Annotated in this window: 20 protein-coding genes; 11 read left to right on the forward strand and 9 right to left on the reverse strand. The window is 78.0% G+C overall.

What is annotated here, in order from left to right; translation table 11 throughout:
* The first annotated feature begins 336 nt into the window (after positions 1 to 336).
* The gene (locus ACI8AK_RS02120) at positions 337 to 3,327 is read left to right on the forward strand and encodes a sacsin N-terminal ATP-binding-like domain-containing protein (RefSeq protein ID WP_456954955.1); all 2,991 of its coding nucleotides are present in this window, start codon (positions 337 to 339) and stop codon (positions 3,325 to 3,327) included.
* Between the two features lie 13 nt (positions 3,328 to 3,340).
* Here the strand turns inward: ACI8AK_RS02120 and ACI8AK_RS02125 are convergent, their stop codons facing one another.
* Positions 3,341 to 3,706: a hypothetical protein gene (locus ACI8AK_RS02125; protein WP_456901928.1), complete on the reverse strand. Its 366-nt coding sequence runs from the start codon at positions 3,704 to 3,706 to the stop codon at positions 3,341 to 3,343.
* Between the two features lie 216 nt (positions 3,707 to 3,922).
* Positions 3,923 to 4,237, reverse strand: a complete 315-nt coding sequence (locus ACI8AK_RS02130; protein WP_387992850.1) for a hypothetical protein — start codon at positions 4,235 to 4,237, stop codon at positions 3,923 to 3,925.
* 274 nt (positions 4,238 to 4,511) lie between these two features.
* Here ACI8AK_RS02130 and ACI8AK_RS02135 point away from each other — a divergent pair, with 274 nt between their 5' ends.
* The 3 genes from ACI8AK_RS02135 to ACI8AK_RS02145 all read left to right on the forward strand — a co-directional run bounded on the left by ACI8AK_RS02135 (position 4,512) and on the right by ACI8AK_RS02145 (position 7,121).
* The gene (locus ACI8AK_RS02135; RefSeq protein ID WP_387992852.1) at positions 4,512 to 4,901 is read left to right on the forward strand and encodes an STAS domain-containing protein; all 390 of its coding nucleotides are present in this window, start codon (positions 4,512 to 4,514) and stop codon (positions 4,899 to 4,901) included.
* A 152-nt stretch (positions 4,902 to 5,053) separates the two neighbouring features.
* Positions 5,054 to 6,265: an acetyl-CoA C-acetyltransferase gene (locus tag ACI8AK_RS02140; RefSeq protein ID WP_387992855.1), complete on the forward strand. Its 1,212-nt coding sequence runs from the start codon at positions 5,054 to 5,056 to the stop codon at positions 6,263 to 6,265.
* A gap of 94 nt (positions 6,266 to 6,359) precedes the next feature.
* Positions 6,360 to 7,121, forward strand: a complete 762-nt coding sequence (locus ACI8AK_RS02145) for an SDR family oxidoreductase (RefSeq protein WP_387992857.1) — start codon at positions 6,360 to 6,362, stop codon at positions 7,119 to 7,121.
* 64 nt (positions 7,122 to 7,185) lie between these two features.
* Here the strand turns inward: ACI8AK_RS02145 and ACI8AK_RS02150 are convergent, their stop codons facing one another.
* The 3 genes from ACI8AK_RS02150 to ACI8AK_RS02160 form a co-directional block, all read right to left on the reverse strand.
* On the reverse strand, positions 7,186 to 8,043 hold the full coding sequence (locus ACI8AK_RS02150) for a DUF1206 domain-containing protein (protein ID WP_456901926.1): 858 nt from the start codon (positions 8,041 to 8,043) through the stop codon (positions 7,186 to 7,188).
* Complete coding sequence (locus tag ACI8AK_RS02155; RefSeq protein ID WP_456954956.1) at positions 8,040 to 8,870, reverse strand: DUF1206 domain-containing protein; 831 nt, start codon at positions 8,868 to 8,870, stop codon at positions 8,040 to 8,042. The genes ACI8AK_RS02150 and ACI8AK_RS02155 overlap by 4 nt, the downstream gene beginning before the upstream one ends.
* Before the next feature lie 64 nt (positions 8,871 to 8,934).
* Positions 8,935 to 9,777 (reverse strand): DUF1206 domain-containing protein, encoded by an 843-nt coding sequence (locus tag ACI8AK_RS02160; RefSeq protein WP_387992865.1) that lies wholly within the window; start codon positions 9,775 to 9,777, stop codon positions 8,935 to 8,937.
* A gap of 107 nt (positions 9,778 to 9,884) precedes the next feature.
* Here ACI8AK_RS02160 and ACI8AK_RS02165 point away from each other — a divergent pair, with 107 nt between their 5' ends.
* The 3 genes from ACI8AK_RS02165 (at position 9,885) to ACI8AK_RS02175 (ending at position 13,514) form a co-directional block, all read left to right on the forward strand.
* A complete protein-coding gene (locus ACI8AK_RS02165) occupies positions 9,885 to 10,526 on the forward strand; it encodes a hypothetical protein (RefSeq protein ID WP_456901924.1) in 642 nt (213 codons plus the stop codon).
* 73 nt (positions 10,527 to 10,599) lie between these two features.
* Positions 10,600 to 12,237 (forward strand): SIR2 family protein, encoded by a 1,638-nt coding sequence (locus tag ACI8AK_RS02170; RefSeq protein WP_387988710.1) that lies wholly within the window; start codon positions 10,600 to 10,602, stop codon positions 12,235 to 12,237.
* Between the two features lie 56 nt (positions 12,238 to 12,293).
* Positions 12,294 to 13,514 carry a cytochrome P450 gene (locus ACI8AK_RS02175; RefSeq protein ID WP_456954957.1) on the forward strand — a complete coding sequence of 407 codons (1,221 nt, stop codon included), beginning with the start codon at positions 12,294 to 12,296 and terminating at the stop codon, positions 13,512 to 13,514.
* Positions 13,515 to 13,653: 139 nt separating this feature from the next.
* On the opposite strand, the gene ACI8AK_RS02180 is transcribed toward ACI8AK_RS02175, so the two are convergent.
* From ACI8AK_RS02180 to ACI8AK_RS02195, 4 genes are all read right to left on the reverse strand, one after another.
* Entirely contained in the window at positions 13,654 to 14,853 is a 1,200-nt protein-coding gene (locus tag ACI8AK_RS02180; protein ID WP_456954958.1) for a hypothetical protein, read from the reverse strand.
* Positions 14,854 to 14,908: 55 nt separating this feature from the next.
* Complete coding sequence (locus tag ACI8AK_RS02185; protein WP_456954959.1) at positions 14,909 to 17,308, reverse strand: HelD family protein; 2,400 nt, start codon at positions 17,306 to 17,308, stop codon at positions 14,909 to 14,911.
* Between the two features lie 205 nt (positions 17,309 to 17,513).
* Positions 17,514 to 18,239 carry a hypothetical protein gene (locus tag ACI8AK_RS02190; protein ID WP_456954960.1) on the reverse strand — a complete coding sequence of 242 codons (726 nt, stop codon included), beginning with the start codon at positions 18,237 to 18,239 and terminating at the stop codon, positions 17,514 to 17,516.
* A 416-nt stretch (positions 18,240 to 18,655) separates the two neighbouring features.
* Positions 18,656 to 19,381 (reverse strand): hemerythrin domain-containing protein, encoded by a 726-nt coding sequence (locus ACI8AK_RS02195; RefSeq protein WP_456954961.1) that lies wholly within the window; start codon positions 19,379 to 19,381, stop codon positions 18,656 to 18,658.
* A gap of 149 nt (positions 19,382 to 19,530) precedes the next feature.
* Between ACI8AK_RS02195 and ACI8AK_RS02200 the strand changes: the two genes are divergently transcribed.
* From ACI8AK_RS02200 to ACI8AK_RS02215, 4 genes are all read left to right on the forward strand, one after another.
* Positions 19,531 to 20,337, forward strand: a complete 807-nt coding sequence (locus ACI8AK_RS02200) for an alpha/beta fold hydrolase (RefSeq protein ID WP_387988716.1) — start codon at positions 19,531 to 19,533, stop codon at positions 20,335 to 20,337.
* Complete coding sequence (locus tag ACI8AK_RS02205; RefSeq protein WP_456954962.1) at positions 20,334 to 22,979, forward strand: SpoIIE family protein phosphatase; 2,646 nt, start codon at positions 20,334 to 20,336, stop codon at positions 22,977 to 22,979. The genes ACI8AK_RS02200 and ACI8AK_RS02205 overlap by 4 nt, the downstream gene beginning before the upstream one ends.
* 118 nt (positions 22,980 to 23,097) lie before the next feature.
* Positions 23,098 to 24,267 (forward strand): acyl-CoA dehydrogenase family protein, encoded by a 1,170-nt coding sequence (locus tag ACI8AK_RS02210; RefSeq protein ID WP_456954963.1) that lies wholly within the window; start codon positions 23,098 to 23,100, stop codon positions 24,265 to 24,267.
* Positions 24,267 to 25,343: an acyl-CoA dehydrogenase family protein gene (locus tag ACI8AK_RS02215; RefSeq protein ID WP_456954964.1), complete on the forward strand. Its 1,077-nt coding sequence runs from the start codon at positions 24,267 to 24,269 to the stop codon at positions 25,341 to 25,343. Before ACI8AK_RS02210 ends, ACI8AK_RS02215 begins: the two co-directional genes overlap by 1 nt.
* Positions 25,344 to 25,378: the final 35 nt, after the last annotated feature.

Here is a 25,378-nt window from a genome sequence, read left to right on the forward strand (position 1 = left end):
ACCCAAAGCACCGGCAGCCGGCGGCCTCGTTCGGCGCGGTCGCCGCCCCCCCCCGCCCCCCCCCCCCCCACCCCCCCCCCCCCCCCCCCCCCCCCCCCCCCCCCCCCCCCCCCGACGGTCTCGCGGACGGCGTCGGCGTCGTGGACCGGGAAGACGCCGACGACGGCGCCGGTGGCCGGGTCCGTCGACTCGAAGGTCTGGGTGGTGGCGTGCCGGTCGACCGTGCCGGCGGCGGCGTCGGTGACCGTGTCCATCTGCTCGGCGAGCGACATGTGGCGCAGGTTACCCGGCAAGTTACTCACGCGTAGGTCCGGTCCGGGACCCATGCTCGTGCCCGTGGCCGACCCCTTCGACACCGCGGGGCTGCGCCGCCGCGTCCTCGCTGCGTGGACCGACTCCCCGGCGCGCTTCCGCGAGGACGCGAACGCCGAGGAGGACCTGGTCCGCGGCGGCTACCGGGACCGGCTGCTGGTCGAGCTGGCGCAGAACGCCGCCGACGCCGCGGTGCGCGCGGGCGTGCCCGGGCGGCTGCGGCTGGAGCTGGCCACGGTGGGCGGCGGGGGAGAGGTGCTGCGGGCGGCCAACACCGGCGCCCCGCTGGATGCCGCCGGGGTCACGGGGTTGGCCACGCTGCGCGCCTCCGCCAAGCGCGACGAGGCGCGGACCGTCGGCCGCTTCGGGGTCGGGTTCGCCGCCGTCCTCGCCGTCTCCGACGAGCCCGCCGTCCACTCCACCTCCGGCGGCGTGCGGTTCAGCGCGGCGCACACCCGCGCCGCGGTGGCCGACGTCCCCGCGCTCGCCGGCGAGCTGGCCCGCCGCGACGGCGCCGTGCCGGTGCTGCGGCTGCCGTGGCCGGCCGACGGGCCCCCGCCCGACGGGTTCGCCACCGAGGTCGTCCTGCCGCTGCGCGCCGGGTCGCGGGCCGCCGTCCGGGGCGCGCTGGAGGCGCTGGAGGCCGAGCTGCTGCTGGCGCTGCCGGGCCTCGCCGAGGTCGAGGTCGCCGTCGACGGCGCCGTCCGCACCCTGTCCTGCACGCGCACCCCGCCGCTGGCCCGGGTCCGCGACGGCGACCGCACCACCACCTGGCGGCTGGCCACCCGCAGCGGCGAGCTGCCCGCGGAGCTGCTGGCCGGCCGCCCGGTCGAGGAGCGCGCCCGCCGCGGCTACGACGTCACCTGTGCGGTGCCCCTCGACGACGACGGCCGGCCGGTCCCGCTGACCGGGCGCCAGGTGGTGCACGCCCCGACCCCGAGCGACGAGCCGCTGTCCCTGCCGGTCCGGCTCGTCGCGCCGTTCCCGCTCGGCCCCGACCGCCGGCACGTGGCGCCCGGCCCGGTCACCGACGCGCTGGTCGTCGTCGCCGCGGACACCTACGCCGACCTGGCCACCGCGCTCCCGGCCGACCCCGCCGTGCTGGGCCTGGTGCCGCGCATCGGACTGGCCGCCGCCGAGCTCGACGCCGCCCTGGGCTCCGCCGTCCTCGACCGGCTGCGCGCCGCGGCCTGGCTGCCGGCCGCCGACGACCCCGCCCGCCGGCAGCCCCCGGACCGCGCCGCGGTCCTCGCCGACGACACCGACGAGCGGGTCGCCGTCCTCGCCGGGGTCGTGCCCGGCCTGCTGCCGGCGGGCTGGTCCCGGCGCGACGGGGCACCCGCGCTGGCCGCTCTCGGCGTGCGGCGGATCGGCCCCGCCGAGGTGGTGGAGGCCGTCTCCGGGATCAGCCGGCCGGCGGACTGGTGGGCGCGGCTGTACGCCGCCCTCGACGGCGCCGACCGCGAGGAGCTGGGCGCGCTGCCGGTGCCGCTGGCCGACGGGCGGACCGCGCCCGGCCCGGCCGGGGTGCTGCTGCCCGGCGAGGACCTGCCGGTCGCCCGACTGGGCCCGCTGCACCTGCGGGTCGCCGACCCCGGCGCCGTCGCCGACCCGGCCGCCCGGCGGCTGCTCGAGCGGCTGGGCGCGCGCCCGGCGGCCGCCGCGGTCGTGCTCGCCGACCCGGCCGTGCGGGGCGCCGTGGAGGAGTCGGTCGACGCGGTCGAGGAGGGCTTCGACGACGGCGACCCGGCGGCGCTCGCCGAGGCGGTGCTCGCGCTGGTGGCCGCGGCCGGCACCGCGCCGGGGGAGCTGCCCTGGCTGGCCGAGCTCGCCCTGCCCGACGCCGAGGGCGCGTGGGCGCCGGCGGGGGAGCTGCTGCTGCCCGGCGCGCCGCTCGCCGCCGTCCTCCGCGACGGCGCGCTGGGGACGCTGGACCCGGGGTTCGCCGCCGCGCACGACCCGGCCGTGCTGCGCGCGGCGGGCGTGCTCGCCGAGTTCGCGCTGGTGCACGCCGACGACCCCGACGACCTCGACGTCGACGCCGCCGGCGAGTGGGCCGACGCCGTCCTCGACCGCCTGCCGCCCGGCGGACCCCCGCCGGCGTGGCCGCCGCTGACCGCCGTCCGGGACCTGGAGCTGGTCGCCGACTGGGCCGGCGCGCTGCCGCTGCTGGCCGCCGCGCCGGAGGAGGCGTGGGCCGACGTCGTCCTCGACGGGGTCGCCGTGCCCTGCTACCTGCGCTGGTGGCTGTCCACCCACCCGGTGCTCGCCGGCCGGCGCCCCGACCGGCTGTGCGCGCCCGGCAGCCGGGAGCTGCGGGGGCTGTACGACCCCGCCGACGGGCCCGCGGCGGTGCTCGGGCGGCTGCGGCTGCCGGCCACCGTCGACGACGTCCTCGCCGACGTCGACACCGCGCTCGACCTGCTCGACCGGCTCGGCGACCCCGCGCGCACGGTGCCGCCGCCGGTGCTGCGCACGGTCCACGCCCGGCTGGCGCGCGCGCTCGACGGCGTCGACGTCGACCCGCCGCGCCGCGTGCGGGTGGCGCCGGACCGGGTCGCCGACCCCGCGCGGGAGGCCGTCGCCGTGCTCGACGTCCCGTGGGTGCAGCCGCTGGTCGACGCGCTGCTGGTCCCGGCCGGCGGCGCGCCGGCGGCGGTGGCCGACCTGCTCGACCTGCCGCTGGCCGGCGAGCGGGTGCGGGCGGAGGTCACCAGCACCCCGGTGCGCCGGCAGCCGTGGGCGTCGGTGCCGGGAGCCGGCCTGGCCGCCGCCCGGCTGGGCGTGCCGGAGCTGACCGGCGAGGTCGCCGTCCACGAGCCGCTGCTGGCCGGCGGCCGGCCGGTGCCGTGGTGGCCCGGCGACGGCGTCGACCACGTGGACGGCAGCCCCGCCGCCCTCGGTCGGGCGCTGGCCTGGCGGGCCCGCGCCTGGCCGCTGCGGCAGGCGCTGGCCGAGGCGTTCGCCGACCCCGGCCGGGCCGCCGACCTCGCCGCGGAGGACGCGATCGGCTAGCCCGGCCGGGTGCTCAGAACCAGCGCGGGACGGCCTGGGCGCCGGGGGCGTGCCCGTGCGCGGAGGCCCGGCCGCCTGTCCTCCGGCCCCTCTGCAGGGGCCCGCCGCGAGCATGCGAGCGGTGGGGGGCAGAGGGGTCCTTCGACCACTGCTCGGCGGACAGGGACCCGGCCCGGGTGGTCGGGGCGAGCCCCGCGGTCCGCAGCCAGCGGACCCCGGCGACGCCGGGCAACTGGGCGCGCAGGACCGGGCCCAGCGCCGCGCCGGGCGAGGCGAGCACGGCCGAGGCCAGCCGCTCGAAGGCGGCGGCGTCCGCGGGCGGGAGGGCGTCTCGCGCGGCGGCAGCCGCGGCGGGCAGGGGACGGGAGGGACGTGACACGGGTGCCTCCGGGAGGAGGTCGGACCGGCCGCGGGCGGCCGGCAGCCAGGGGAGGGGCGCCCGGGAGGGGCGGAGGGGAGCGGGGAGCGGCGGCTCGACCCGCGGGCGTCCCGGTGGCAGGACGCGGACGTCGCGGCGAGGCGGTCGGCTCAGGAGCGCATGCCGCGACGGTAGGGAGCCCCGGCCCGGCCCGTCGAGTCCTTATCCGGGAGGCGGTTACCGCTGCGGGGCGTCGTCGGCGCCGGCCGAGCGGGCGGCCTTGCGCGCCTGGTGGGCCTCCCACCGCTCGCGGTCACGGGCGCGGGAGTCCGCGGTGCGCTCCCACCGGTCCTTGCGCCGGCGCGCGCGGATCATCTCCCGCTCCTCGAAGGAGGAGTGCGTGTCCCAGTCCCGGGCCACGAAGAGCACCAGGAGGAGCACGGCCCCGAAGATGACCAGCCCGGCGGCGACGATCACGTCCGGGATCGCGAGGAACGCCACGACCGAGACCGCCGCCCAGATGAGGCCCGCCAGCACCAGTCGCCCGTTCACGCCGTCCAGTATCCCCGCGTCCGGTGAGCGGGGGTCGTCCCCGGGGTACCGGGCGAGGAGTGCCTGGTCACGGCCCCGCGCGCCGCGGGCGACACGCCGGTCGACGCACGGTGGACACCTCGGTGCGGACCTTGCGCCCCATCCGTCCCGCGCCTACCGTCCGGGTTGCGGTTCAACATCCAGCCGTGCTCCGCCAATGCCGGACTCCGCGCCGTGGTGTGGCTCTCGAGCCGCTGTCCTCCGCACGGGCCCGCCCTCGATCGAGAGGCGCACCGTGACCACACTCTCCTCAGGCCCCCCGACGACCTCGGGCGCCGCCGACGACCTGCTGACCGTCGAGACCGTCTCCCTCGACGGCGACACCCGGCTCCTGTGCGCCGGTGAGGTCGACTGCGCCAGCGCGCCGCTGCTCCGCCGTGAGCTCGACGGCGCCCTCGCCGCGGACCCGCGGGTGGTCACCGTGGACCTCGAGGCCGTGACCTTCCTCGACTCGGCCGGCCTGTCCGCGCTGGCGGTCGCGCACCGCACCGCCGAGGCGCAGGGCACCCGGCTGCGGGTGCTGGTCGGCACCCGGGCGGTGGCCCGGGCGCTGCAGGTCACCGGCCTCTGGGACCTGCTGGGCGTCGAGCAGGTCCGGCCCGGCGCCGGGGCCGGCGCCGCCTGAGGGAGGGACTCCTCCTCCCCCCTCTCCGACGCTCGCGGCGGGCCCCTGCGAGGGGGCCGCTCCCGACCTGACTGCGCGCGGTGCCTCGCCGGGGAGCACACTCGGCGGCGGTGCGGGGCCTGCCCGCCGGCCGAGTCGAGGAGGAGGACGCCGTGCGTGACGCGGTCATCTGTGAGCCGCTGCGGACCCCGGTCGGGGGCTTCGGGGGGTCGCTGCGGGACGTGCCCGTGCAGGACCTCGCCTCCACCGTCGTCAGGGCGCTCATGGAGCGCACCGGCCTGCCGCCCGAGTCGGTCGACGACGTCGTCCTCGGCCACTGCTACCCGACCATGGAGGCACCGGCCATCGGCCGCGTCGCCGCGCTCGACGCCGGCCTGCCGGTGACCGCGAGCGGCATCCAGGTCGACCGCCGCTGCGGCTCGGGCCTCCAGGCGGTGCTGTACGCCGCGATGCAGGTGCAGACCGGCGCCGCCGACGTCGTGCTGGCCGGCGGTGCCGAGTCGATGAGCAACGCGCCGTTCTACTCGACCGCCATGCGCTGGGGCGTCAAGGCCGGCCCCGGCGTCCTGCTGCAGGACGGCCTGGCCCGCGGCCGCGTCACCGCCGGCGGCGTGAACCACCCGGTGCCCGGCGGCATGCTCGAGACCGCGGAGAACCTGCGCCGCGAGTACTCGATCGGCCGCGAGGAGCAGGACGAGTACTCCGTCCGCAGCCACCAGCGGGCCGCCGCCGCCACCGAGGAGGGCCGGTTCGCCGACGAGATCGTCCCGGTGACGGTCAAGGGCCGGAAGGGCGACACCGTCGTCGAGCGCGACGAGCACATCCGCCCCGACTCGAACGTCGAGACCCTCGCCAGGCTCCGCCCGATCATGGGCAGGGACGACCCCGAGGCCACCGTCACCGCCGGCAACGCCAGCGGCCAGAACGACGGCGCCGCGGTCTGCGTCGTCACCTCGCCGGAGAAGGCCGCCGAGCACGGGCTGCGCCCGCTGGCCCGTGTCGTGTCCTGGGCGGTGGCCGGCGTCCCGCCGCGGACCATGGGCATCGGCCCGGTCCCCGCGACGGCGAAGGCGCTGGACCTCGCCGGCCTCAAGCTCTCCGACATCGACCTCATCGAGCTCAACGAGGCCTTCGCCAGCCAGGTGCTGGCGGTGACCCGCGAGTGGGGCTTCACCGAGTCCGACTTCGACCGGATGAACGTCAACGGCTCGGGCATCTCGCTGGGCCACCCGGTCGGCGCCACCGGCGGGCGGATCCTCGCCACGCTGACCCGCGAGATGGACCGCCGCGGCGCCCGCTACGGCCTGGAGACCATGTGCATCGGCGGCGGGCAGGGCCTGGCCGCCGTCCTCGAGCGGGTGTGAGGACCCGCCCCGGCGTGTGACACCCCACCCGGCGTGTCCGGGGGCTGCCCGGCATGATCGGCCGGCAGCCCCCGACCCCGAGGAGAACCTCCCCATGAGCGAGTCCCCCGCCCGCGTCGCCATCGTGACCGGCGCCGCCCGCGGCATCGGTGCGGCCACCGCGCTCCGCCTGGCCGCCGACGGCTTCGCCGTCGCCGTGCTCGACCTCGACGAGTCCTCGACCGCGGGCACCGTCCAGGCGATCGAGGCCGCCGGGGGGCGCGCGCTGGGGGTGGGGGCCGACGTCGGCGACGCCGAGCAGGTGCAGGCCGCCGTCGACCGGATCGCCGCCGAGCTCGGCCCGCCGGTCGTGCTCGTGAACAACGCGGGCGTCACCCGCGACAACATGCTGTTCAAGATGACCGACGCCGACTGGGACCTGGTCATGCACGTCCACCTGCGCGGCTCGTTCCTCATGACCCGCGCCTGCCAGAAGCACATGGTGGACGCGAAGTGGGGCCGGGTGGTCAACCTGTCGAGCACCTCGGCGCTGGGCAACCGCGGCCAGGCCAACTACGCCACCGCGAAGGCCGGGCTGCAGGGCTTCACCAAGACCCTCGCCATCGAGCTGGGCAAGTTCGGCGTCACCGCCAACGCGATCGCCCCGGGCTTCATCCAGACCGAGATGACCAGGGCGACCGCCGAGCGGATCGGCCGCGACTGGGAGGAGTACGTGGCCGAGCGCGCCGCGGCGATCCCGGTGGCCCGCGCCGGCGTGCCCGAGGACATCGCGCACACCGTCTCGTTCTTCGTCAGCGAGGGCGCGGGCTTCGTCTCCGGCCAGGTCGTCTACGTCGCCGGCGGCCCCCGCACCTGAGGAAGGCCCCCCACACCTCGCACGCGCAGGCGGAGGGCCCCCGCACGGGGGCCGTTCCCGCACGTCACTGCGACGGGTCGCGGTCGGGGTAGCGGGCGCGGGCCAGGGCGTAGACGCCGAACGCCGCGAACCCGGCCGCGACGACGGTGAGCAGCCACGGTCCCGCGCCGGTGCGGCCGATCGTGGTCACCGCGCCGTCCAGGCCGGTGGCGGTGGAGACGTCGGCCGTCGTCGCCGCGCGCCACAGCAGCACCCCGACGACGCCGAACGCCACGCCCTTCGCCACGTACCCGACCCGCCCCACGGCCTCGATCACCGGCTCCCACCGGTCGGGGGCGGCGGGCAGGTCGACGTCCTTCATGAAGCCGCCGGTGGCCCCGCGCCACAGCGAGTACAGCCCCACCGCGACGACGCCGGTGGCCGCGACCGCCACCGCCACCGCGCCGCCGGGCACCTCGAGGGTCTCGCCGGTCAGCTCCCGCAGCCGCTCGTCGGCCTCGTACTCGGCGCCGACGGCGAACAGCAGCGCGGTGACGCCGAGGACGGCGTACACGAACGCCTTGGCCAGGCACTTGGCGCAGACGACGGCGGTGCGGGTGCGGTGCGCCGGGTCGAGCAGCCCGCGCCACCACAGCAGCACCTCACCGCCCTGCCAGAGCGCCAGCGCCAGCAGTCCCAGGCCGATCGCCCACAGCAGCACCGACCCGCCGGGGGTGCCGGCGACCGTCTCCAGCGCCCCGGTCTGGTCGGCGTCGGTGCCGCCGGCGCCGCGGGAGACCCGCCAGGTCAGCCAGCCGATGAGCAGGTGCACCACCCCGTAGGCGACGAGCCCGACGCGGGCGGCGGCCTCCAGCACCGGGTGGTCGGTGACCTCCCGGGCGGCCGTGACCGCCCGGTGCACGCGGGAGAGCGGCCCCGTCACGTCCGCTCGGGGTAGCGCGCCCGGACGAAGCAGAAGACGCCGAACGCGGCGATGCCCACGGCCACCAGGGTCAGCAGCGCCTTCCCGAACGGGGCCTCGAGGATGGTGCGCATCGCGCCGTCGAGGCCCGAGACCTTGGCCGGGTCGACCGTGACCGCCGCGTAGACCAGCAGCGCGCCGACCACCCCGAACGCCACGCCCTTGGCCGGGTAGCCGACCTGGCCGAGCCGGGTGACCGTGCGGCGGGCGGTCGGGGGTGCGGCGGCGAGGTCGATCTCGTCGACGAAGCTCTTCCTGACGCCCTTGAGCACGTGGTGGACGCCGATGCCGATGACCACCAGGCCGGCCGCGCCGACCAGCCAGCGCCCGCCGGGCCAGCCGAACACGCCGGCCGCGGTCTGCTGCTGCTGGGCCGCGCTCGACTGGCCGGCGCCGGTGGCGAACCGGAACGCGGTCACCGCCAGCACGACGTAGACGACCGCCTTGGCCAGCGCCTTGACCGACTTCGTGACCGCCTTCGTGCGCAGCTCGCCCGACGCCGACCAGCCGTACCGCCAGCGCAGCACCTCGGCGGCCTGCCACAGCGCGAGTGCGACCAGCCCGATGGCGAGCACCCACAGCAGCGGCTTGCCGACCGACGTGGCGGCGAGGGTGCCGAGCGCGCCGGACTGGTCGGCCGGCTGCCCGCCGCCACCCCAGGCCAGCTGCAGCGCCAGCCAGGCGACCAGCAGGTGGACGACGCCGTAGGCGACCAGCCCCACGCGCGCCAGGTTCTCGAGGGCGTCACTCCTGCCGGACCTGCCCGCCGCCGTCCCCGTTCCGGTCATGGCCGCCCTCCTCGGTCCGCTCCTGTGCCGCGTCAGCGTGGCACGGGGACGGCCGCCGCGCCGGTCAGCCGACCGGGTGCCGGGCCCGGGCCAGCAGGTAGACGGCGAAGGAGGCCAGCCCGGTGGCGACGACGACCAGCAGCCACCGGCCGTAGGGCTCCCCGGCGACGGCGCGCAGCGCCCCGTCGAGACCGGTGGCGCGCGCCGGGTCGAAGGTCGCCGCGGCCCAGCCCACGATGCCACCGACGAGGACCAGCGCCACGCCCTTGAGCACGAAGCCCACCTGGGCGAACCGGTGGGTGAGCCGGCACAGCGCCGGGGCGACGGTGCGGAGGTCGATCTCCCCGAGGAAGTCCGACCGCAGGCCCTTGCGCACGTGGTAGAGCCCGATGCCGACGACGACCGCCGCGACGCCCACCACCAGCTCCTGCCCGGCCGGCCACGACAGCACGCCCCGCACGGCCTCGCGGTCCTCGGCGGGCGGCTGCACCAGGCCCAGGGCCTGCCGGACCGCCGCCACCGCCAGGTAGCCGTAGAGGGCCGCCGTCCCCACGGTCTTGACCACCTGCACCAGCGCCGCGCGGCGCTCGCGGCCCGGCGGCGGCAGCCGGTGGTGGTGACGCAGCACCTCGACCGCCTGCCACAGGCACAGGCCGGCCAGCGCGCCGGCCAGCACCCACAGCAGGACGTTGCCCAGCGGGGTGGCGGCGAGCAGGGCGAGCGCGCCGGCGGAGTCGGTCGACTCGGCGGGGGTGACCAGCCCGGGCGTGCCCCAGCCCAGCTGCAGCGCCAGCCAGGCGACCAGCAGGTGGATGAGGGCGTACCCGACCAGCCCGGCGCGGGCGACGTGCTCGAGCAGGCGGCTGCGGGCAGCGCGCTGCGGCGCCCGGACCCCGCCCTCGGTCACGCCGCCCCCGTCGTCCTCGCCCGTGCGCCTGCTCGCGCGGGACCCGAGCGTCGCACGCGCCGGGCCGCCGCGCCGGGTCCGGCGGCCGATGCGGGACACTGGGCGTCGTGGTCAACGCGACGACGGCACGCACGAAGACAGGTCCCGCTCCTCTCCGCACGGAGCGGGACGTCGCCCGCCGCGCCTGGCCGCTGCGCGCCGCCCTCGGCGTCGTGCTCGTCGTCCTCGCGGTGCTCGCCGTCGTGACCGGGGACCTCGGCGCCCGGCTGCTGCTGGGCGGGCTGGGCGTCCTCGCCGCCGCCCGCGGCGCCGGGCTGCTGCGTGCCGGGTCGGTCCCGGCCGGGGCGGCCGCCGTCGCCGGCGGGGTCGCCGCGGTCGCGGTCGCCGTCGTCTCCGCCGCCGCGACCGGCTGGGTGCTGCTCGCCGGCGTCCCGCTGGTGCTGCTCGCCGGCTCGGCCGTGGCGTTCGCCCGCGGGGGCGCCGCCCGCCGCGGCGGCGCGGCGCTGCTGGTGTGGACGGTGCTGGTCGGCGCGCTGCTCGCCGGCACGCTCGCCGTCCAGGGCGCCGGCCGCGCCGCCGACGTCGCCACGGTGGTCGCCGCCCTGGCCACCGGCCTGGCGGCGGTGCCGCTGCTGGTCGCCGCGGCTGGCCTGCGCGCCGTCGCCACCGCCCCGGCGCCGGCCCGTCCGGCCGGGTGCGCGGGCTGCGCCTGCTCGGCCGGCGGCTGCGGCGTCCCGCAGGCCGGCTGACGCGGCCGCTCCGGTCGCGAGTCCGCACCCGCTGCCGTTCCGTCGCGGCGGTGCCGTGGGTAGGGGACTGGGCGTGAGTGGACACGTCTTCGTCGTCGGCGCCGACCTGACCCGCCTGTCCTGCGACGACGTCCTGGTGCCCACCGGCCGGACGCTGCGCGTCGCCGCCAGCTGGCGGGCGCTGCTGCCCGACGACCTGGTCACCGACGAGGACGCCGACGGCGTGTGCGTCGACCTGGCGTGGCACGGCGACGAGCGGGTGCTCGAGGTCCCCGGCAGCGGGCCGCGGCGGGCCTGGCTGCTCGACACCGTCGACGACCGCGGCCGCGGGCTGGGCTGGCTGCTCGACGGCGCCCGCGAGGCGCTGGCCGCCGTCGCCCGCCGCGAGGTGACCGAGCCGGTGCACGGCCGGGCGCGGCGGCTGGTCGGGCTGCCGGCGCTGGGCACCGGCTGGGGCGGGGCGGCCGGGCGGCGCGGCGACCTGCTGCAGCAGCTGCTGCCGGTGCTGCGCGAGGCCGCCGACGAGCACGGCTTCGACGTCGCGCTGGTGCTGCGCGGGCCCAGCGATCTCGCCGCCGCCCAGCGGGTGCGCCGCGGCGACGACGGTGGCTGGGACCTGCCCGAGCCGCTGAGGGCGCTGGCCGAGCAGCTGGGGGAGCGCGCCCGCCGCGGCCAGCTGGCGCTGTTCATCGGCGCCGGGGTCAGCGCCGCCGCCGGCCTGCCGACGTGGGAGGAGCTGCTCGGGGAGCTGGCCGCCCGCTCCGGCCTCGACGACGACCTGCGCGAGGGGCTGTCCCGGCTGCCTCCGCAGGACGCCGCGGCGCTGCTGGCCCGGGAGCTCGGCCGTGACGAGCTCGAGCGGTTCGTGCAGGAGCGCTTCGGCCCCGGGCCGTACGCGCTGGCGCACGCGCTGATCGCCGACCTGCCGGTGCAGGAGTTCGTGACCACCAACTACGACCCGCTGGTCGAGCTCGCCGCCGCCGACATGGGCCGGGAGCTGTCGGTGCTGCCCTACGACGAGCCCCGGCCCGGCCGGCCGTGGCTGCTCAAGCTGCACGGCGACGCCGCGCACCCGGCCGGCGTCGTGCTGACCCGCGAGGAGTACCTGCAGCTCGGCGACTCCCGCGCCGCGCTCTCCGGCGTCCTGCACTCGCTGCTGCTCACCCGGCACGTGCTGTTCGTGGGCACCTCGATGCTCGACGACGACCTGATCCGCATCGCCCACCAGGTGCGCAGCGCGGTGCAGGTGCCCGGGCGCGAGCCGCGCCGCCGCTCCGGCACGGTGCTCGCGCTGCGCGAGGACGCCGCCCGCAGCCGGCTGTGGGAGCAGGACGTCGAGACCGTGGCGATGGGCGGGGCGGACGCCCCGCCGGCCGAGGCCGCGCGCCGGCTGGAGGTGCTGCTGGACCTGCTCGGCTGCCTGTCCACGCCGCCCACCGGGTACCTGCTCGACCCGGCCTACCGCGGGATGCTCTCGGACGAGGAGCGGGTGCTGGCCGAGGCGCTGCAGGGGGTCGCCGAGGCGCTGCCGGAGGGGGCGTCGACGCCGTCGGCGGCGGGGGAGGTGGCCGCGCTGCTGCGCCGGCTGGGCGCCGGGCGCTCCGGCGGCCGGCGCGACGGGTCCGGCGACGACCGGCCCGTCGACGACCGCCCCGTCGACGAGGCCACCGACGCCCGCGACGACCGGCTGCAGCAGCAGCGCCCGGGCTGAGGTCGGCCCCACCCGGCCGAGGTTGACCCGCCCTCGTACGGGGAACCGCGGGACCCATGCGTCTGGAGAACTCCCTCGCCCTGCTCACCAAGGGCTACGCCTGGCTGCCCGACCTGCGCCGCGCCCGCGGCCGGCACGCCGTCGGGACGCGGCTGGGCGGCCTGCCCGCGGTCGGCATCGAGGGTCCCGAGGCGGCTCGGTTCCTCTACGACGAGGACCACGTGCACCGCGCGCACGCCATCCCCGAGCCGGTGCAGGGCACGCTGTTCGGCAAGGGCGCGGTGCACACCCTGGACGGCGAGGCGCACCGGGTCCGCAAGGCGATGTTCGTCCGGGTGCTCATGGACCCCGCCGCGATCGACGCGCTCGCCGAGCGGGCCGGCGCCGCCTGGGACGACGCCGCCCGCGAGTGGTCCGGCCGCCCGGAGTTCGTGCTGTTCGACGAGTCGGCGCGGGTGATCGCCGGCGCGGTGACCCGCTGGGCCGGGATCACGGTCGCCGACGACGAGGTGCCCGCGCTGGCCCGCGACCTGCTGGCGATGGTCGACGGCTTCGCCACCGGCGGGCCGCGGCACTGGCGCGCGCGGCGGGCCCGCGGCCGGCGGGAGGAGTGGCTCGCCGGGATCGTCCAGCGGGTCCGGTCCGGCGAGCTGGTCGTGCCGGCGGGGTCGGTGCTGCAGGTCGTGGCCGCGCACCGGGACGCCGACGGCGGGCTGCTCGACCCGCGGGTGGCCGCCGTCGAGCTGCTCAACGTCATCCGCCCGACCACCGCCGTCGCCTGGTTCCTGGCCTTCTCCGGGCACGCGCTCGCCACCTGGCCCGACTACCGCGGCAAGCTGGCCGCGGCCGACGCCTCCTTCGCCGAGGCGTGGGCCCACGAGGTGCGGCGCTTCTACCCCTTCGCGCCGTTCATCGGCGGCCGGGCGCCGCAGCGGCTGGAGTTCGCCGGGCAGACGATCCCGAAGAACGCGATGGTGCTGCTGGACCTGTACGGGCAGAACCACGACCCGGACCTGTGGGAGGAGCCCTACGCCTTCCGCCCCGAGCGGTTCCTCGACCGGGGGATCGGCGAGTTCGACCTGGTGCCGCAGGGCGGCGGTGACCCGCGGACCAACCACCGCTGCCCCGGCGAGCAGATCACGGTCGCGCTGCTCGCCGCGCTGGCGCCCCGGCTGGCCCGGCTGCAGGCGGACTTCGCCCCCGGCCAGGACCTGACCATCTCGCTGCACCGCATCCCCGCCCTGCCGGCCAGCCGCGTGGTCATGCAGCCGCGCTGACCGGGTCCCCCCGCGCACGCTCGTGCTCTGCCCCGCCCGTGGGGGCAGAGCTCGAAGAGAGGGCCGACGGGTGTCCCTCCACGCGCTCGTGCTCTGCCCCGTATGTGGGGGCAGAGCACGAGCGTCCGCGGAGGAGGGGTCACCGGGGGTCGAGCCACCAGAGCACGGCCTCGCCGTCGCAGCGGGCGGTCACCGCGATGCGGCCGTCGTCCCCGGCGTGCAGGTACCCGGCCAGCTCGTCGCACAGGCCGAGCGGCGTCCCGACCGCACCCGTGACCAGGTCGACGACGACCACCGACGCCGCGGCCGACTCCTGCTGCAGCGTCAGCCACAGCGCCGTCCCGTCGAACTCGGCGTCGGTGACCGGCGTGCCGCGGAAGGCGCCGTCGGCGGTGAGCACCGTGGGCTCGGTCGCGCCCACGCCGACGGTCACCACGTGCTCGCGGTCGGCGCCGTCGGCGTCGGCGCCGCGGACCACCGCGTACACGGTGCCGTCGTCGACCACGACCAGGTCCTGGACCCCGGTGCGGACGAAGCCGGGCGTGAGGTCGACCGGCGCGCTCCGCGGCAGGAGGTCAGGCGTCAGGGGCAGCAGCAGGCTGCGGGCCGGCGCTCCCGTGTCGGGCCCCGGGGTCGTCGCGGCCAGGACCATGCGGGAGCCGTCGGGGGACACCGCCACCGCCCCGACCTCCGCGGAGGTGGGCTCGACCCCGTCGACGGCGAGGTCGACGTCCGCCGAGGCCCGGACCGCGCCGGTGGCCGGGTCCACGGCGAGCAGCAGCGGGGGACCGGCGCTGCGGGACACGGCCACGTACAGGACGCCGTCGGGGCCCAGGGTCGCGGCCGAGCCGGTGAGCAGCGCGTCCCCGGGGACGGCGACCGGGAGGGTGGCGGTGACCGTCCCGGTCGCCGGGTCGACGACCTGCAGCGCGTAGCCGACCGGTCCCGCGCCCGGCCACACCGGCCCGGCCACCACGGCCGCACCCCCGGAGCCGAACGCGGTGTCCGGGCGGGAGCCGGGCGCCAGCTCCGCCGTCGCCTGCACCGTCGTGCCGTCCGGGCCGACGACGGCCAGCGCGGCGCCCGGCGCGGTGCCGTCCGCGGTGTCGTCACCGGCCAGCACGACGAGCGTGGTGCCGTCCGGGCCGGCGGAGACCCCGCGGGCGTCGGTGCGGTCGCCGGCCGGGACGGTGCCGGGCGCGGACACGGTGGTGCGCGCGACCTCGGCCGCCGGCGCGGCGGACCAGGGCTCGGCCGCCGGGCCCGGGGAGCACGCGGCCGTCGCGAGCAGCGCGGCGGGGAGCAGGGCGGACACGGTCAGCAGGCGGGAGCGGGACACGCCGTCCACCCTCCGGACCGCGCTTGCACCGCACTGCGCCCGCGGTTGGACCCCGCTAGGCCGCCTCGGCCGCCAGCCGGCCGAGCACCGCGGGCAGCGGGCCGGGGGAGAGCACGGTCAGCCGCTGGGTGGCGCGGGTGAGCGCGACGTAGAGGTCGTTGAGCCCGCGCACGCCCTCGTCGAGCACGCCCTGCGGGTCGGCGACCACCACCGAGTCGAACTCCAGGCCCTTGGCCTCGCCCGGGGTGAGCACCACCGGCCCCAGCGAGGAGTCCGCGCCCGGCCCCGACTGCACGTCCGGCCGCAGCTCCCCGAGCGCCGCGACGACGCCGGCGACCCGGCTCGGCGGCACGAGCACCGCCGTCGTCCCCTCCCGGCCGGCGAGGTCCGCGGCCACCGCGGCGACCCGCCCGGCCAGCGCGGACTCCCCGGTGACCTCCGCGACCGGCGGCGTGCCGCCGGTGCGCACCGACCGCGGCGGCCGCAGCCCGGTGCCGGTCGCGGCCAGCACGTCGGCGGCCACCGCCATCACCTCGGCCGGCGTGCGGTAGTTGACGGTCAGCTCCTCCAGCCGGAACGCGTCGCCGACGTGCGGGCGCAGGACGGCGTCCCACCGCTGCGCGCCGCCGAGGCTGCCGGTCTGCGCGACGTCGCCGACGACGGTCATCGACCGGGTCGGGCAGCGGCGCACCAGCAGCCGCCACGCCATCGGCGAGAGCTCCTGCGCCTCGTCGACGACGACGTGCCCGAAGGTCCACGTGCGGTCGGCGGCCGCCCGCTCGGCGGTGGTGCGCAGGTCCAGCTCGCGCTGCCGGTCGGCGAGGTCCTCGGCCGAGAGCAGGTCGCCGGCGCTGAGCACCTCGGCCTCCAGGTGCTCGTCCTCCAGGTCCACCGACCGGGAGCCGTGCAGCACGTCGAGGGTCTCCTGGGCCCGCTGCAGCGCGCGGCGGCGGTCCCGGTCGGCGCGGGCGCGCTGCGCGCTGTCGTCGAAGCCGAGCAGCTCCTCGGCCTCCTCCAGCAGCGGGACGTCGGCCGGGGTCCACACGCTGCCGCGCGGGCGGTGCAGCAGCGCGCGGTCGGCGTCGGACCAGCCGGGGGTGGCCGCGGCGATCCGCGCCGGGTCGGCGAACAGGTCGGTGAGCAGCCGCTCGGGGGTGAGCACCGGCCACAGCTCCGCGAGCAGCGACCGCACGCCCGGGTCCTCGCTCACCTCGCGGCGCAGCGCGGCGACGTCCTCCCGGTCGAGCAGGCCCGCGCCGCCGTCCACGTCCCGGCCGAGCCGGTCGGCGTAGCGCTTGGTCAGCGTGTCGACGACGCGGCGGACGAACACCGGCCGGGCCAGGTTGTGCAGCGGGTCCGCGCGGCGCGCCGCGTTCTGCGCGCGGGTGACGTCGATCGGCCGCAGCCGCAACGGGAACCCGTCGACCTCGACCTCCCGCGGCGCGGCGGGCACCACCTGCCGGTCGGCGATGGCGGCGCGCAGCACGTCGACCATCTCCAGCCGGCCCTTGACCGCCGCGCTCTCCGGCGACTCCTCGCCCCGGGCGTCCAGGCCCGGGCGCAGCTGCCCGAGCCCGGCCAGCAGCACGCCGGTCTCGCCGAGGGAGGGCAGCACGTCGGCGATGTAGCGCAGGAAGGTCGGCGTCGGGCCGACGACGAGCAGGCCGCGGCGGGCCAGCCGCTCGCGGTGCGTGTAGAGCAGGTAGGCCGCCCGGTGCAGCGCGACGGCGGTCTTGCCGGTGCCCGGCCCGCCCTGGACGACGAGCACGCCCGCGGCGTCGCTGCGGATCACCCGGTCCTGCTCGGCCTGGATGGTGCGGACGATGTCGGTCATCCGCCCGGTGCGCGAGGCGTCGAGCGCGGCCAGCAGCGCGGTCTCGCCGGTCAGGCCGGAGCCCATGACGCCGTCGGTGAGCACCTCGTCGTCGAGGCGGACGACGGTGCGCCCGCGGGTGCGGATGTGCCGGCGGCGCACGATGCCCAGCGGCTGCACCGGCGTCGCGACGTAGAACGGCCGGGCCGCGGGGGCCCGCCAGTCGACCAGCGCCGGGTCCTGCGCGGGGTCGTCCCCGGGCAGGCCGATCCGGCCGACGTAGAGGGCGCCGCCGTCGTCGGCGCGGTCGATGCGGCCGACGACCAGCCCGGCCTCGGCGGCGTCGAGCGCGACCACCCGCTCGCCGTGGAAGCGGACGGTGGCGTCGCGCTCCTGCAGCGCCTGCGGGTCGACGGCCGGCCAGGTGATCGCCTGCCGCCAGCGGGTGCTGGCCAGCTCGCGGGCCGCGTCCAGCCGGCGGTACAGGTCGGTGACGTACTCCTGCTCGAGGGCCACCTCGGTGTCGAGGTCTGCGGTGTCGAGGCCTGCGGTGTCGAGGCCTGCGGTGTCGAGGCCTGCGGTGTCGAGGTCTGCGGCGTCGAGGTCGGGGTCGGGGGCGACGTCGGACGGGCTCGCCGGCAATGCACTTCCCTCTGCTAGAATGGTCGGCAATCTCTCTTCGGTGCCATTCCGGCGCCATTCCTGACGCGCGCGGCAATCGACCATCCTGCGCCTGTCCACCCCCCGCTGTCACCTCTGCGCCGCGTGTCGGCGGGAGGGATCCACCACGGGCCCGGCCGGCCGGGGCCCCGTGGCCCCGGCCGGCCGGACTCCGGATGCGGTGCGGTCAGAACAGGCCGGCCAGCTCGCGCAGCGCGGTGGTGACCGTGTCGCCGGTCCACTCGTGCGCGGTGTCCCCGGCGGCGGTGTCCCCTGCAGAGGTGTCCCCTGCGGAGGTGTCCTGGGCGGCGGTGAACGTGCCGCCGTCCGCCGGCTCGATCCCGCTGTCGTCGGAGTCGGAGGTCAGGCCGTAGCCGTACTCGACCGACACCTCCCAGTAGGTCCAGCCGTCGGCCTCGGCGAAGACGTAGGTCACCGACGCGTAGGCGTAGGAGGTCGGGGCCATCGGCTCGGACCAGTCGGCGTACCCGTCGTCGTCGACGTCGTAGGCGGCGGCGTCCAGGTAGCCGTCGAGGTCGGAGTCGGCGCCCCACACGTCGGGCAGGCCGTTGCCGGTGGTGTCGACGCCGACCTCCTCGACGTAGCCGTCCTCGTCGCCGTCGAAGGCGAAGGTGTCGGCCCAGCCGTCGAGGTCGGTGTCGACGGCGACCTGCTCGACGTAGCCGTTCTCGTCCCAGTCGACCGCCCAGGTGTCCTCGTAGAGGTCGCCGCTGTCGTCGAAGGCGTACAGGTCGACGTAGCCGTTCGCGTCGGTGTCGTAGGCGTTGTAGGCGACCGAGCCGGCCGACGCGGTGCCGGCGGTGGCGAGCACGGCGGCGAACGCGGTCGCGGGGACGGCGGTGCGCAGCAGGGTCCGGGTCAGGGCGGTGCGGGTCAGGGCGGTGCGGGTCATGGCAGTGCCTCCTCGGTGGTCGAGCCGCTGTCCGGCTCGCTGCGAGGACGCTCCCGCGCACCTCCTGTACGGGACTGGGCGCCGACTGGAGGCCCGGCTTGCACCCGCGTCCCAGTGGGCTGCCAGTGGCTCGTGGCGGGATGGGTGGGGAGCCGGGGGAGACCGTGCCGTCCCGCAACCCGCAGGACACCTCCCCGACATCCCGGCTGCCTACCGTCGGAGGCTCCCGGACGACAGGGGAGAACACCATGTCCACGACCACGACCGAGCGCCCCACCGAGCGGGCGTCCTGGACCTGCCCGAACTGCCACGGCGAGACCACCACGGCCAAGAAGCGCTGCCGGGACTGCGGCACGTCGCGCTTCTGACCCCTGCGGGAGCGGGCTCGTCGTCGCGCCCGCTCCCTCGGCCCGCCCTCAGTGCGAGGGCGGGGCACCCCGCAGCCGGACCACCGCCGCGCGGTAGCGCGCCCGCCCGGCCAGCCGCCAGGCCAGCCGGGTCCCCCGGCCCAGCCCCGCCATCAGCCGCGCCTGCTCCGCCGGTGCGGCGTCCTCGAGGGCCAGCCCCAGCACCGTCAGCCGCTCGCGCGCCGACAGGGCCGGCCGCGCGGCGTGCACGATCGCCGTCCACTCCCGCGCCGGCAGGTGCGCCTCCAGCAGCGGCAGCAGCTCCCGCTCCTCGGCCGCGGTCTGCGCGTCCACGACGGCCGCGAGGTCCAGGCAGGCCAGCGCGAAGGCGTCGCGGGCCGGCGGCGTGCCGGCGACCGCCCACTGCCGGGCGGCGGTGGACAGGTCGCGCAGGCGGTTGTCGACGGCGGCGCAGCGGGTGGTCCACGCGGCGACCCGCGCCCGCCCGGACCGCGCGGCGCCGGCCGGCAGCGCGCGCTCCAGGGCCGGCCACAGCAGCTCGCGCTCCACGGCGTGGTGGCCCAGCAGCACCCGCCCGACGAGGTCGGCGTGCCGGGTCAGGGCCGCGGTGCGCGCGGCGTCGCCGGGCGGCGCCCAGGTCGCGAGCTCGGCCAGGGTCCGCAGCTCCCGGCGGACCAGCCGGTGCAGGACGCGCTGGGAGTCGCCGGCCCGGGTGGTGGCGGGCGCCTCCGCGGCGGGTGTGGGGGGACGCAGGGAGGTCGGGACGGCGGTCACGGGGCACCTCCGGTGCAGCTCACGGGGGGAGGGACCGGACCGGTCTCGTCCGGGACGGGGGCAGGGTAGGAGCCCGCCGGGCGGGGGGACAGGGGTCCGTGCGCGGCCGGGCGGGGACAGGGACGCCTGCGTCCGTTACCGTCCCCGGGGTGACGGTGGTCACCCGGAACTGCGTGCGCGTGAGCGGGCCGGAAGGGGCCCGGCCGATGGTGCTCGCGCACGGGTACGGCTGCGACCAGACGATGTGGCGGGCCCTGGTGCCCGAGTTCGCCGTCGACCACCGGGTGGTCACCTTCGACCACGTCGGCGCCGGCGGGTCCGACGTCTCCGCCTACGACCCCGTCCGCCACGGTTCCCTGCGCGGCTACGCCGAGGACCTCCTCGACGTCGTCCGGGAGCTGGACCTGACCGACGTCGTCCTCGTCGGCCACTCGGTGAGCGCGATGATCGGCGTGCTGGCGGTGCGGGCCGACCCCGGCCGGTTCGGGGCGCTGGTGATGATCGGCCCGAGTCCCCGCTACGTCGACGACGAGGACTACACCGGCGGCTTCAGCCGGGCCGACGTCGTCGCGCTGCTGGATTCGCTCGACAGCAACCCGGCGCAGTGGGCGGCGGGGCTGGCCGCGGTGGTCGCCGGGCCGGACCACCCCGACGTGGCCGCGGAGCTGGCCGCGAGCTTCTGCCGCACCGACCCCCGCATCGCCCGCGACTTCGCCCGCGTCACGTTCCTCTCCGACAACCGCGCCGACCTCCCCGCGCTCCGGGTCCCGACCCTGGTGCTGCAGTGCTCCGACGACGCCATCGCCCCCGAGCCCGTCGGCCGGTTCGTGCACGCGCAGGTGCCCGGCAGCGTCTTCACGCGGCTGGCCGCCACCGGGCACTGCCCGCACCTGTCCGCGCCCGAGGAGACGACCGCGGCGATCCGCGCCTTCCTCGGGGGCCCGGCCGGCCCGTGACCGACCCCGCACCGCCCCCCGACCGGCTCGAGCAGCAGCCGGAGGGTCTCGCGCGGCTGCTGGAGGAGGACCCCGCCGACCTCTACGAGAACGCCCCCTGCGGCTACCTGTCGATGGTCCCGGACGGGCGGGTCGTCAAGGTCAACCGCACCTTCTGCACCTGGACCGGCCGGGAGCCCGGCGACGTCCGCGGCCGGCGGCTGCCGGACCTGCTCAACGCCGGCGGCCGGGTGTTCTACGAGACCCACCTCGCGCCGCTGCTGCGGCTGCAGGGGGCGGTCCGCGAGGTGGCGCTCGACGTCGTCCGCGCGGACGGGTCGGTGCTGCCGTGCCTGCTCAACGCGGTCGAGGTCCGCGACGAGGACGGGCAGCCGCTGCTGGTGCGCGCCACGGTGTTCGAGGCGACGTCGCGGCGCCGCTACGAGCGGGCGCTGCTCACCGCCCAGCGGGCCGCGGCCGAGTCGGAGGCGCGGGCGCGGACGCTGCACCAGGTCGTCTCCGAGCTGGCCGCGGCGGCGTCGGCCGAGCAGGTCGCCGAGGTCGTCGTCCGCCGGGCGCGGGCGGCGGTGGAGGCCGGCGGCGCCGCGCTGTGGCTGGCCGTCCCCGGCCCGGAGGGTGCGCCGCTGCCGGTCGCCCTGGCCGCCAGCGACCACGTGGCGCCGCACCTGCTCGGCGAGCTGGCCGCCGCCGCGCGGGACGGCGCGGAGCTGGTCCGCACCGGCGGGGTGCGGTCGGTGCCGGTCGGGCCGGCGCTGCGCGACCGGTGGCCGGGGCTGGCGGAGGCGATGGTCGAGGCCGGGCAGGAGGCGGTCGTCGTCGTGCCGGTGTCGGCCGCCGACGACCGGCACCTCGGCGCGCTGGTGCTGGTCCTCGGTGTGACCGACGACAGCGAGCTGATCAGCCTGACCGAGCCCGGCGCGCGCGGCTCCCTGGCGCCGGCGGACGCCGACCTGCTGGCCACCCTCGGCCGGCAGGCCGGGCAGGCGCTCGAGCGGGTCCGGCTGCACGAGGAGACCGTGCGGCAGGCGGCCCGGTCGACGTTCCTGCTCGAGGCCGCCCGGCTCATGGCCGCCGGGCACGGGGTCACCGAGACGATCGCGGAGCTCGCCGAGCTGACGGTCCGCCGGCTGGCCGACGTGTGCGTCGTCGACGTGCTGACCGAGCACGGGCTGGTGGAGCCGGTGGTCGCGCACGCCGACCCGGCCCGCCGCCCCCTGGTCGAGGAGCTGCGCGACGTCCACCTGCCCCGCCGCGACGGCTCCCACCCGAGCGTGCGGGCGATGACCCAGCACCGCACGGTCTGGCTGCGCGGCGGGGCCGACGCCGAGCTCGCCCGGGCCACCACGAGCCCGCGGCACCGGGAGGTCACCCGGGCGCTGGAGCTGGCCGACCTCGTCTGCGTGCCGCTGGTCGCGGAGAACCGGCCGCTCGGGGTGATCTCGCTCGGCGCCGACGTGCGCCGCGGCCCGTTCACCGAGGCCGACGTCGAGACCGCCGAGCAGCTCGCGCTGCAGATGTCGCAGGGCATGGACGTGGCCCAGCGGCACGAGCTGGAGGAGCGGACCTCGCACACGCTGCAGGCCAGCCTGCTGCCGCCCGCGCCGCCGGAGGTGCCGGGGTACGCCGTCGCCGTCCGCTACCTGCCCGCCAGCCGCGGCGCCGACGTCGGCGGCGACTTCCACGACGTCGTGCCGCTGCCCGGCGGCGAGGTGGCGCTGGCGGTCGGCGACGTCGTCGGTCACGACGTGACGGCCGCGGCGACGATGGGCCAGCTGCGCAGTGTGCACCGCGCGCTGCTGGTGGACCGGCCGGGGCCGGCGGCGCTGGTCGACCGGCTGCACGGCAGCTGGCCGCTGCTGGGCCTGCCGCGGATGGCCACCGCGCTGTTCGCCCGGCTGCACCCGCCCACCGGCGGGCTGCGGATCGCCTCGGCCGGCCACCTGCCGCCGCTGCTGGTCGAGGACGGGCGGGCCGGGCTGCTCGACGTCCGCCCGGGCCGGTTGCTCGGCGCCCCGCCGGGTCCCGCTCCGGAGTGGCGGGGCCGGCTGCGGCCCGGCGCCACGCTCGTCCTGTTCACCGACGGCCTGGTGGAGAGCCGCACCGCCGACATCGACGCGGGGCTGGACCGGCTGCGCGCCGTCGCCGCCGCGGCCCACGGTGACACGGACCCGGACGCCCTGTGCGACCGGCTGCTCGACGCCCTGGCCGGGCCCCGCCGCGCCGACGACGTCGCCCTGCTCGTGCTCACCCGGCTGCCGGTGGAGGGTCTGGCGGGCGGGGGTGAGGAGGCGGACCATCGCAGCCACCGCCCCACCGGCGGGGCCTTGCGCGAGGAGGCGGCCGTGGAGCAGACGCGCAGTGAGCTGACCGACGTGCTCGAGGGCGCGACCGGGGACGTCTCGGTCTCCGGTGACGCGATGCGCTGGACGCCGGGGCCGGCGGAGCCGCCCGAGCCGCCCCCCGGCTTTCCGGGGGTCGACGTCGCGGCGGGGCTCGGCTCCGTGCTGGGGCTGGACCCCGTCGCGGTGCGCCGGCTGGTCTCCGGCGCCGTCGACCGGCTGACGACGGTCGCCGGCGACGTGGCCGGCGGGCTGCGCCAGCTCGCCCGGGACGCGTTCCCCGGTGGCGACGACCGCGGCTGACCGCGTCCCCGCCCGGCGGCCGGAGGGGGTCCGACACACCCCGGCGCGGGTGTTCCACCGCTGCGCGCGGTAGAACCGACGGGAACAACTGCCACGCCGACGTGGGGACGTGTCCGTCATGAGCAGCAACCAGTTGACCCTGGCGCCCGCGCCGCCGTCCGAGGCGGCCGAGCGGGTCCGCCTGGAGGTACGGGAGTTCCTCGCGCAGGAGCTCGCCGCGGGGACCTTCACCACGCACGTCGACACCTGGCTGTCCGGCGTGGACCCGGAGTTCTCGCGCAAGCTCGGCGCCCGCGGCTGGCTGGGCATGACCTGGCCCAGGGAGTACGGCGGCCACGAGCGCACCGCGCAGGAGCGGTACGCCGTCACCGAGGAGCTGCTCGCCGCCGGCGCGCCGGTGGCCGCGCACTGGATCGCCGACCGGCAGTCCGGGCCGAACCTGCTGCGCTACGGCACCGAGGCGCAGCGCAAGGAGATCCTGCCGCGCATCGCCGCGGGGGAGTGCTACTTCGTCATCGGCATGAGCGAGCCCGACAGCGGCTCCGACCTCGCCTCGATCCGCACCCGCGCGACCCGCAACGCCGACGGCGACTGGGTGGTCAACGGCGCGAAGATCTGGACGTCGAACGCGCACCACTCCCACTACGGGATCGTGCTGGTGCGCACCGGCCCGCCCGGCGAGGGCCCGCGCGGCAAGCACCAGGGGCTGACGCAGCTGCTGGTCGACCTGTCGCTGCCCGGCATCACGGTCAACCCGATCCGCATCCTCGACGGCGGCCACCACTTCAACGAGGTGGTGTTCCAGGAGGTCGTCGTCCCCGGCGACATGCTGCTGGGCACCGAGGGCGCCGGCTGGCACCAGGTGACCGCGGAGCTGGCCTTCGAGCGGTCCGGCCCCGAGCGGTTCCTCTCCACCTGGCCGCTGCTGGCCGAGTTCGGCCGCCGCGCCGCCGCCTCCGGCGACCCCGCGCAGCTGGCGGTGCTGGGCCGGCTGTCCTCGCGGGCCCTCGCGCTGCGCCAGCTGTCGCTGCGGATCGCCGCCGCGCTCGACCGCGGGGAGCTGCCCGACATCCCGGCCGCGCTGGTCAAGGACATGGGGACGACGTTCGAGCAGGACGTCGTCGACGAGGTGCGCCGGGTGGTCGACGTCCCGGCGTCGCTGGACAGTCCCGACCCGCTGGGCCGGGCGCTGGCCGAGGCACAGCTGCACGCGCCGGGCTACACGCTGCGCGGCGGCACCAACGAGATCCTCAAGGGGATCGTGGCGCGAGGGCTGGGGCTGCGCTGATGGCATCCGACCAGGACCTGGTGGTCGAGACCGTCCGGGACATCCTGTCCGGGCACGAGCCGTTCGTCCTGACCGCCGAGCGGCCGTGGGACGAGGGCCTGTGGAGCACGCTGGCCGAGGCCGGGCTCACCGGCGTCGGGCTGCCCGAGGACGCCGGCGGCTCCGGCGGCGAGCTCGCCGACGCCGTGGCGGTCGTGCGCACGCTGGCGGCCGGTGCCGGCGCGGTGCCGGTGGCCGAGCAACTGCTGGTGGCCGGGCCCGCGCTGGTGGCCGCCGACCTCGACCTGCCCTCGCCCGAGGAGCCGCTGACGGTCGCCGTCGACGGGACGGTCACCGCCGAGCCCTCCGACGACGGCGACGGCCCCGGCCGGTTCACCCTCTCCGGCACCGCCACCGACGTCGCGTGGGCCGGCGTGGCCCGGCACGTCGCGGTGCTGGCCACCGCCCCGGCCGGGATCGAGGGCGCGGTGCTGGCCGTCGTCGACGCGGCGGGGCTGACGGCGTCGCGGGCGGTGAACCTGGCGGGGGAGCCGCGCGGGTCGCTGGTGCTCGACGGCGTCGGCGCGCGCGGTGCGCTGCTGACCCCGGCGCAGGCGGCGGAGGTCCGGGCCCGCTACGCGCTGGCCCGCGCGGTGCAGATCTCGGCCGCGCTGGAGCAGGTGCTGGCGTGGACGGTGCAGTACGCCGGCGAGCGGCAGCAGTTCGGCCGGCCGCTGGGCAAGTTCCAGGCGATCCAGATGGAGCTGGCGCAGATGGCCGGGGAGGTCACGTCGACCGCCGCGCTGGTCGACGCGGTCGTCCAGGCGCTGGGCCGCGGGGAGGCGACGGTCGGGCTGGCCGCGGCCGCCGCGAAGGTGCGCGCGGGGGAGGCCGTCGAGCGGGTGGCCAAGCTCGCCCACCAGGTGCACGGCGCGATCGGCTTCACCCAGGAGCACCGGCTGCACCACCTCACCCGGCGCTGCTGGTCCTGGCGCGACGAGGCCGGCAGCGAGCTGACCTGGTCGCGGTTCCTCGGCGCGGGCCTGGTCGCCGCCGGCCCGCAGGACGTCTGGCCGGCCTTCACCGCCGTGGTGTGAGGCTCCGGGCCGGCGCCCGACCGAGGCGCCGGCCC

The organism is Geodermatophilus sp. SYSU D00867, from assembly GCF_054050315.1.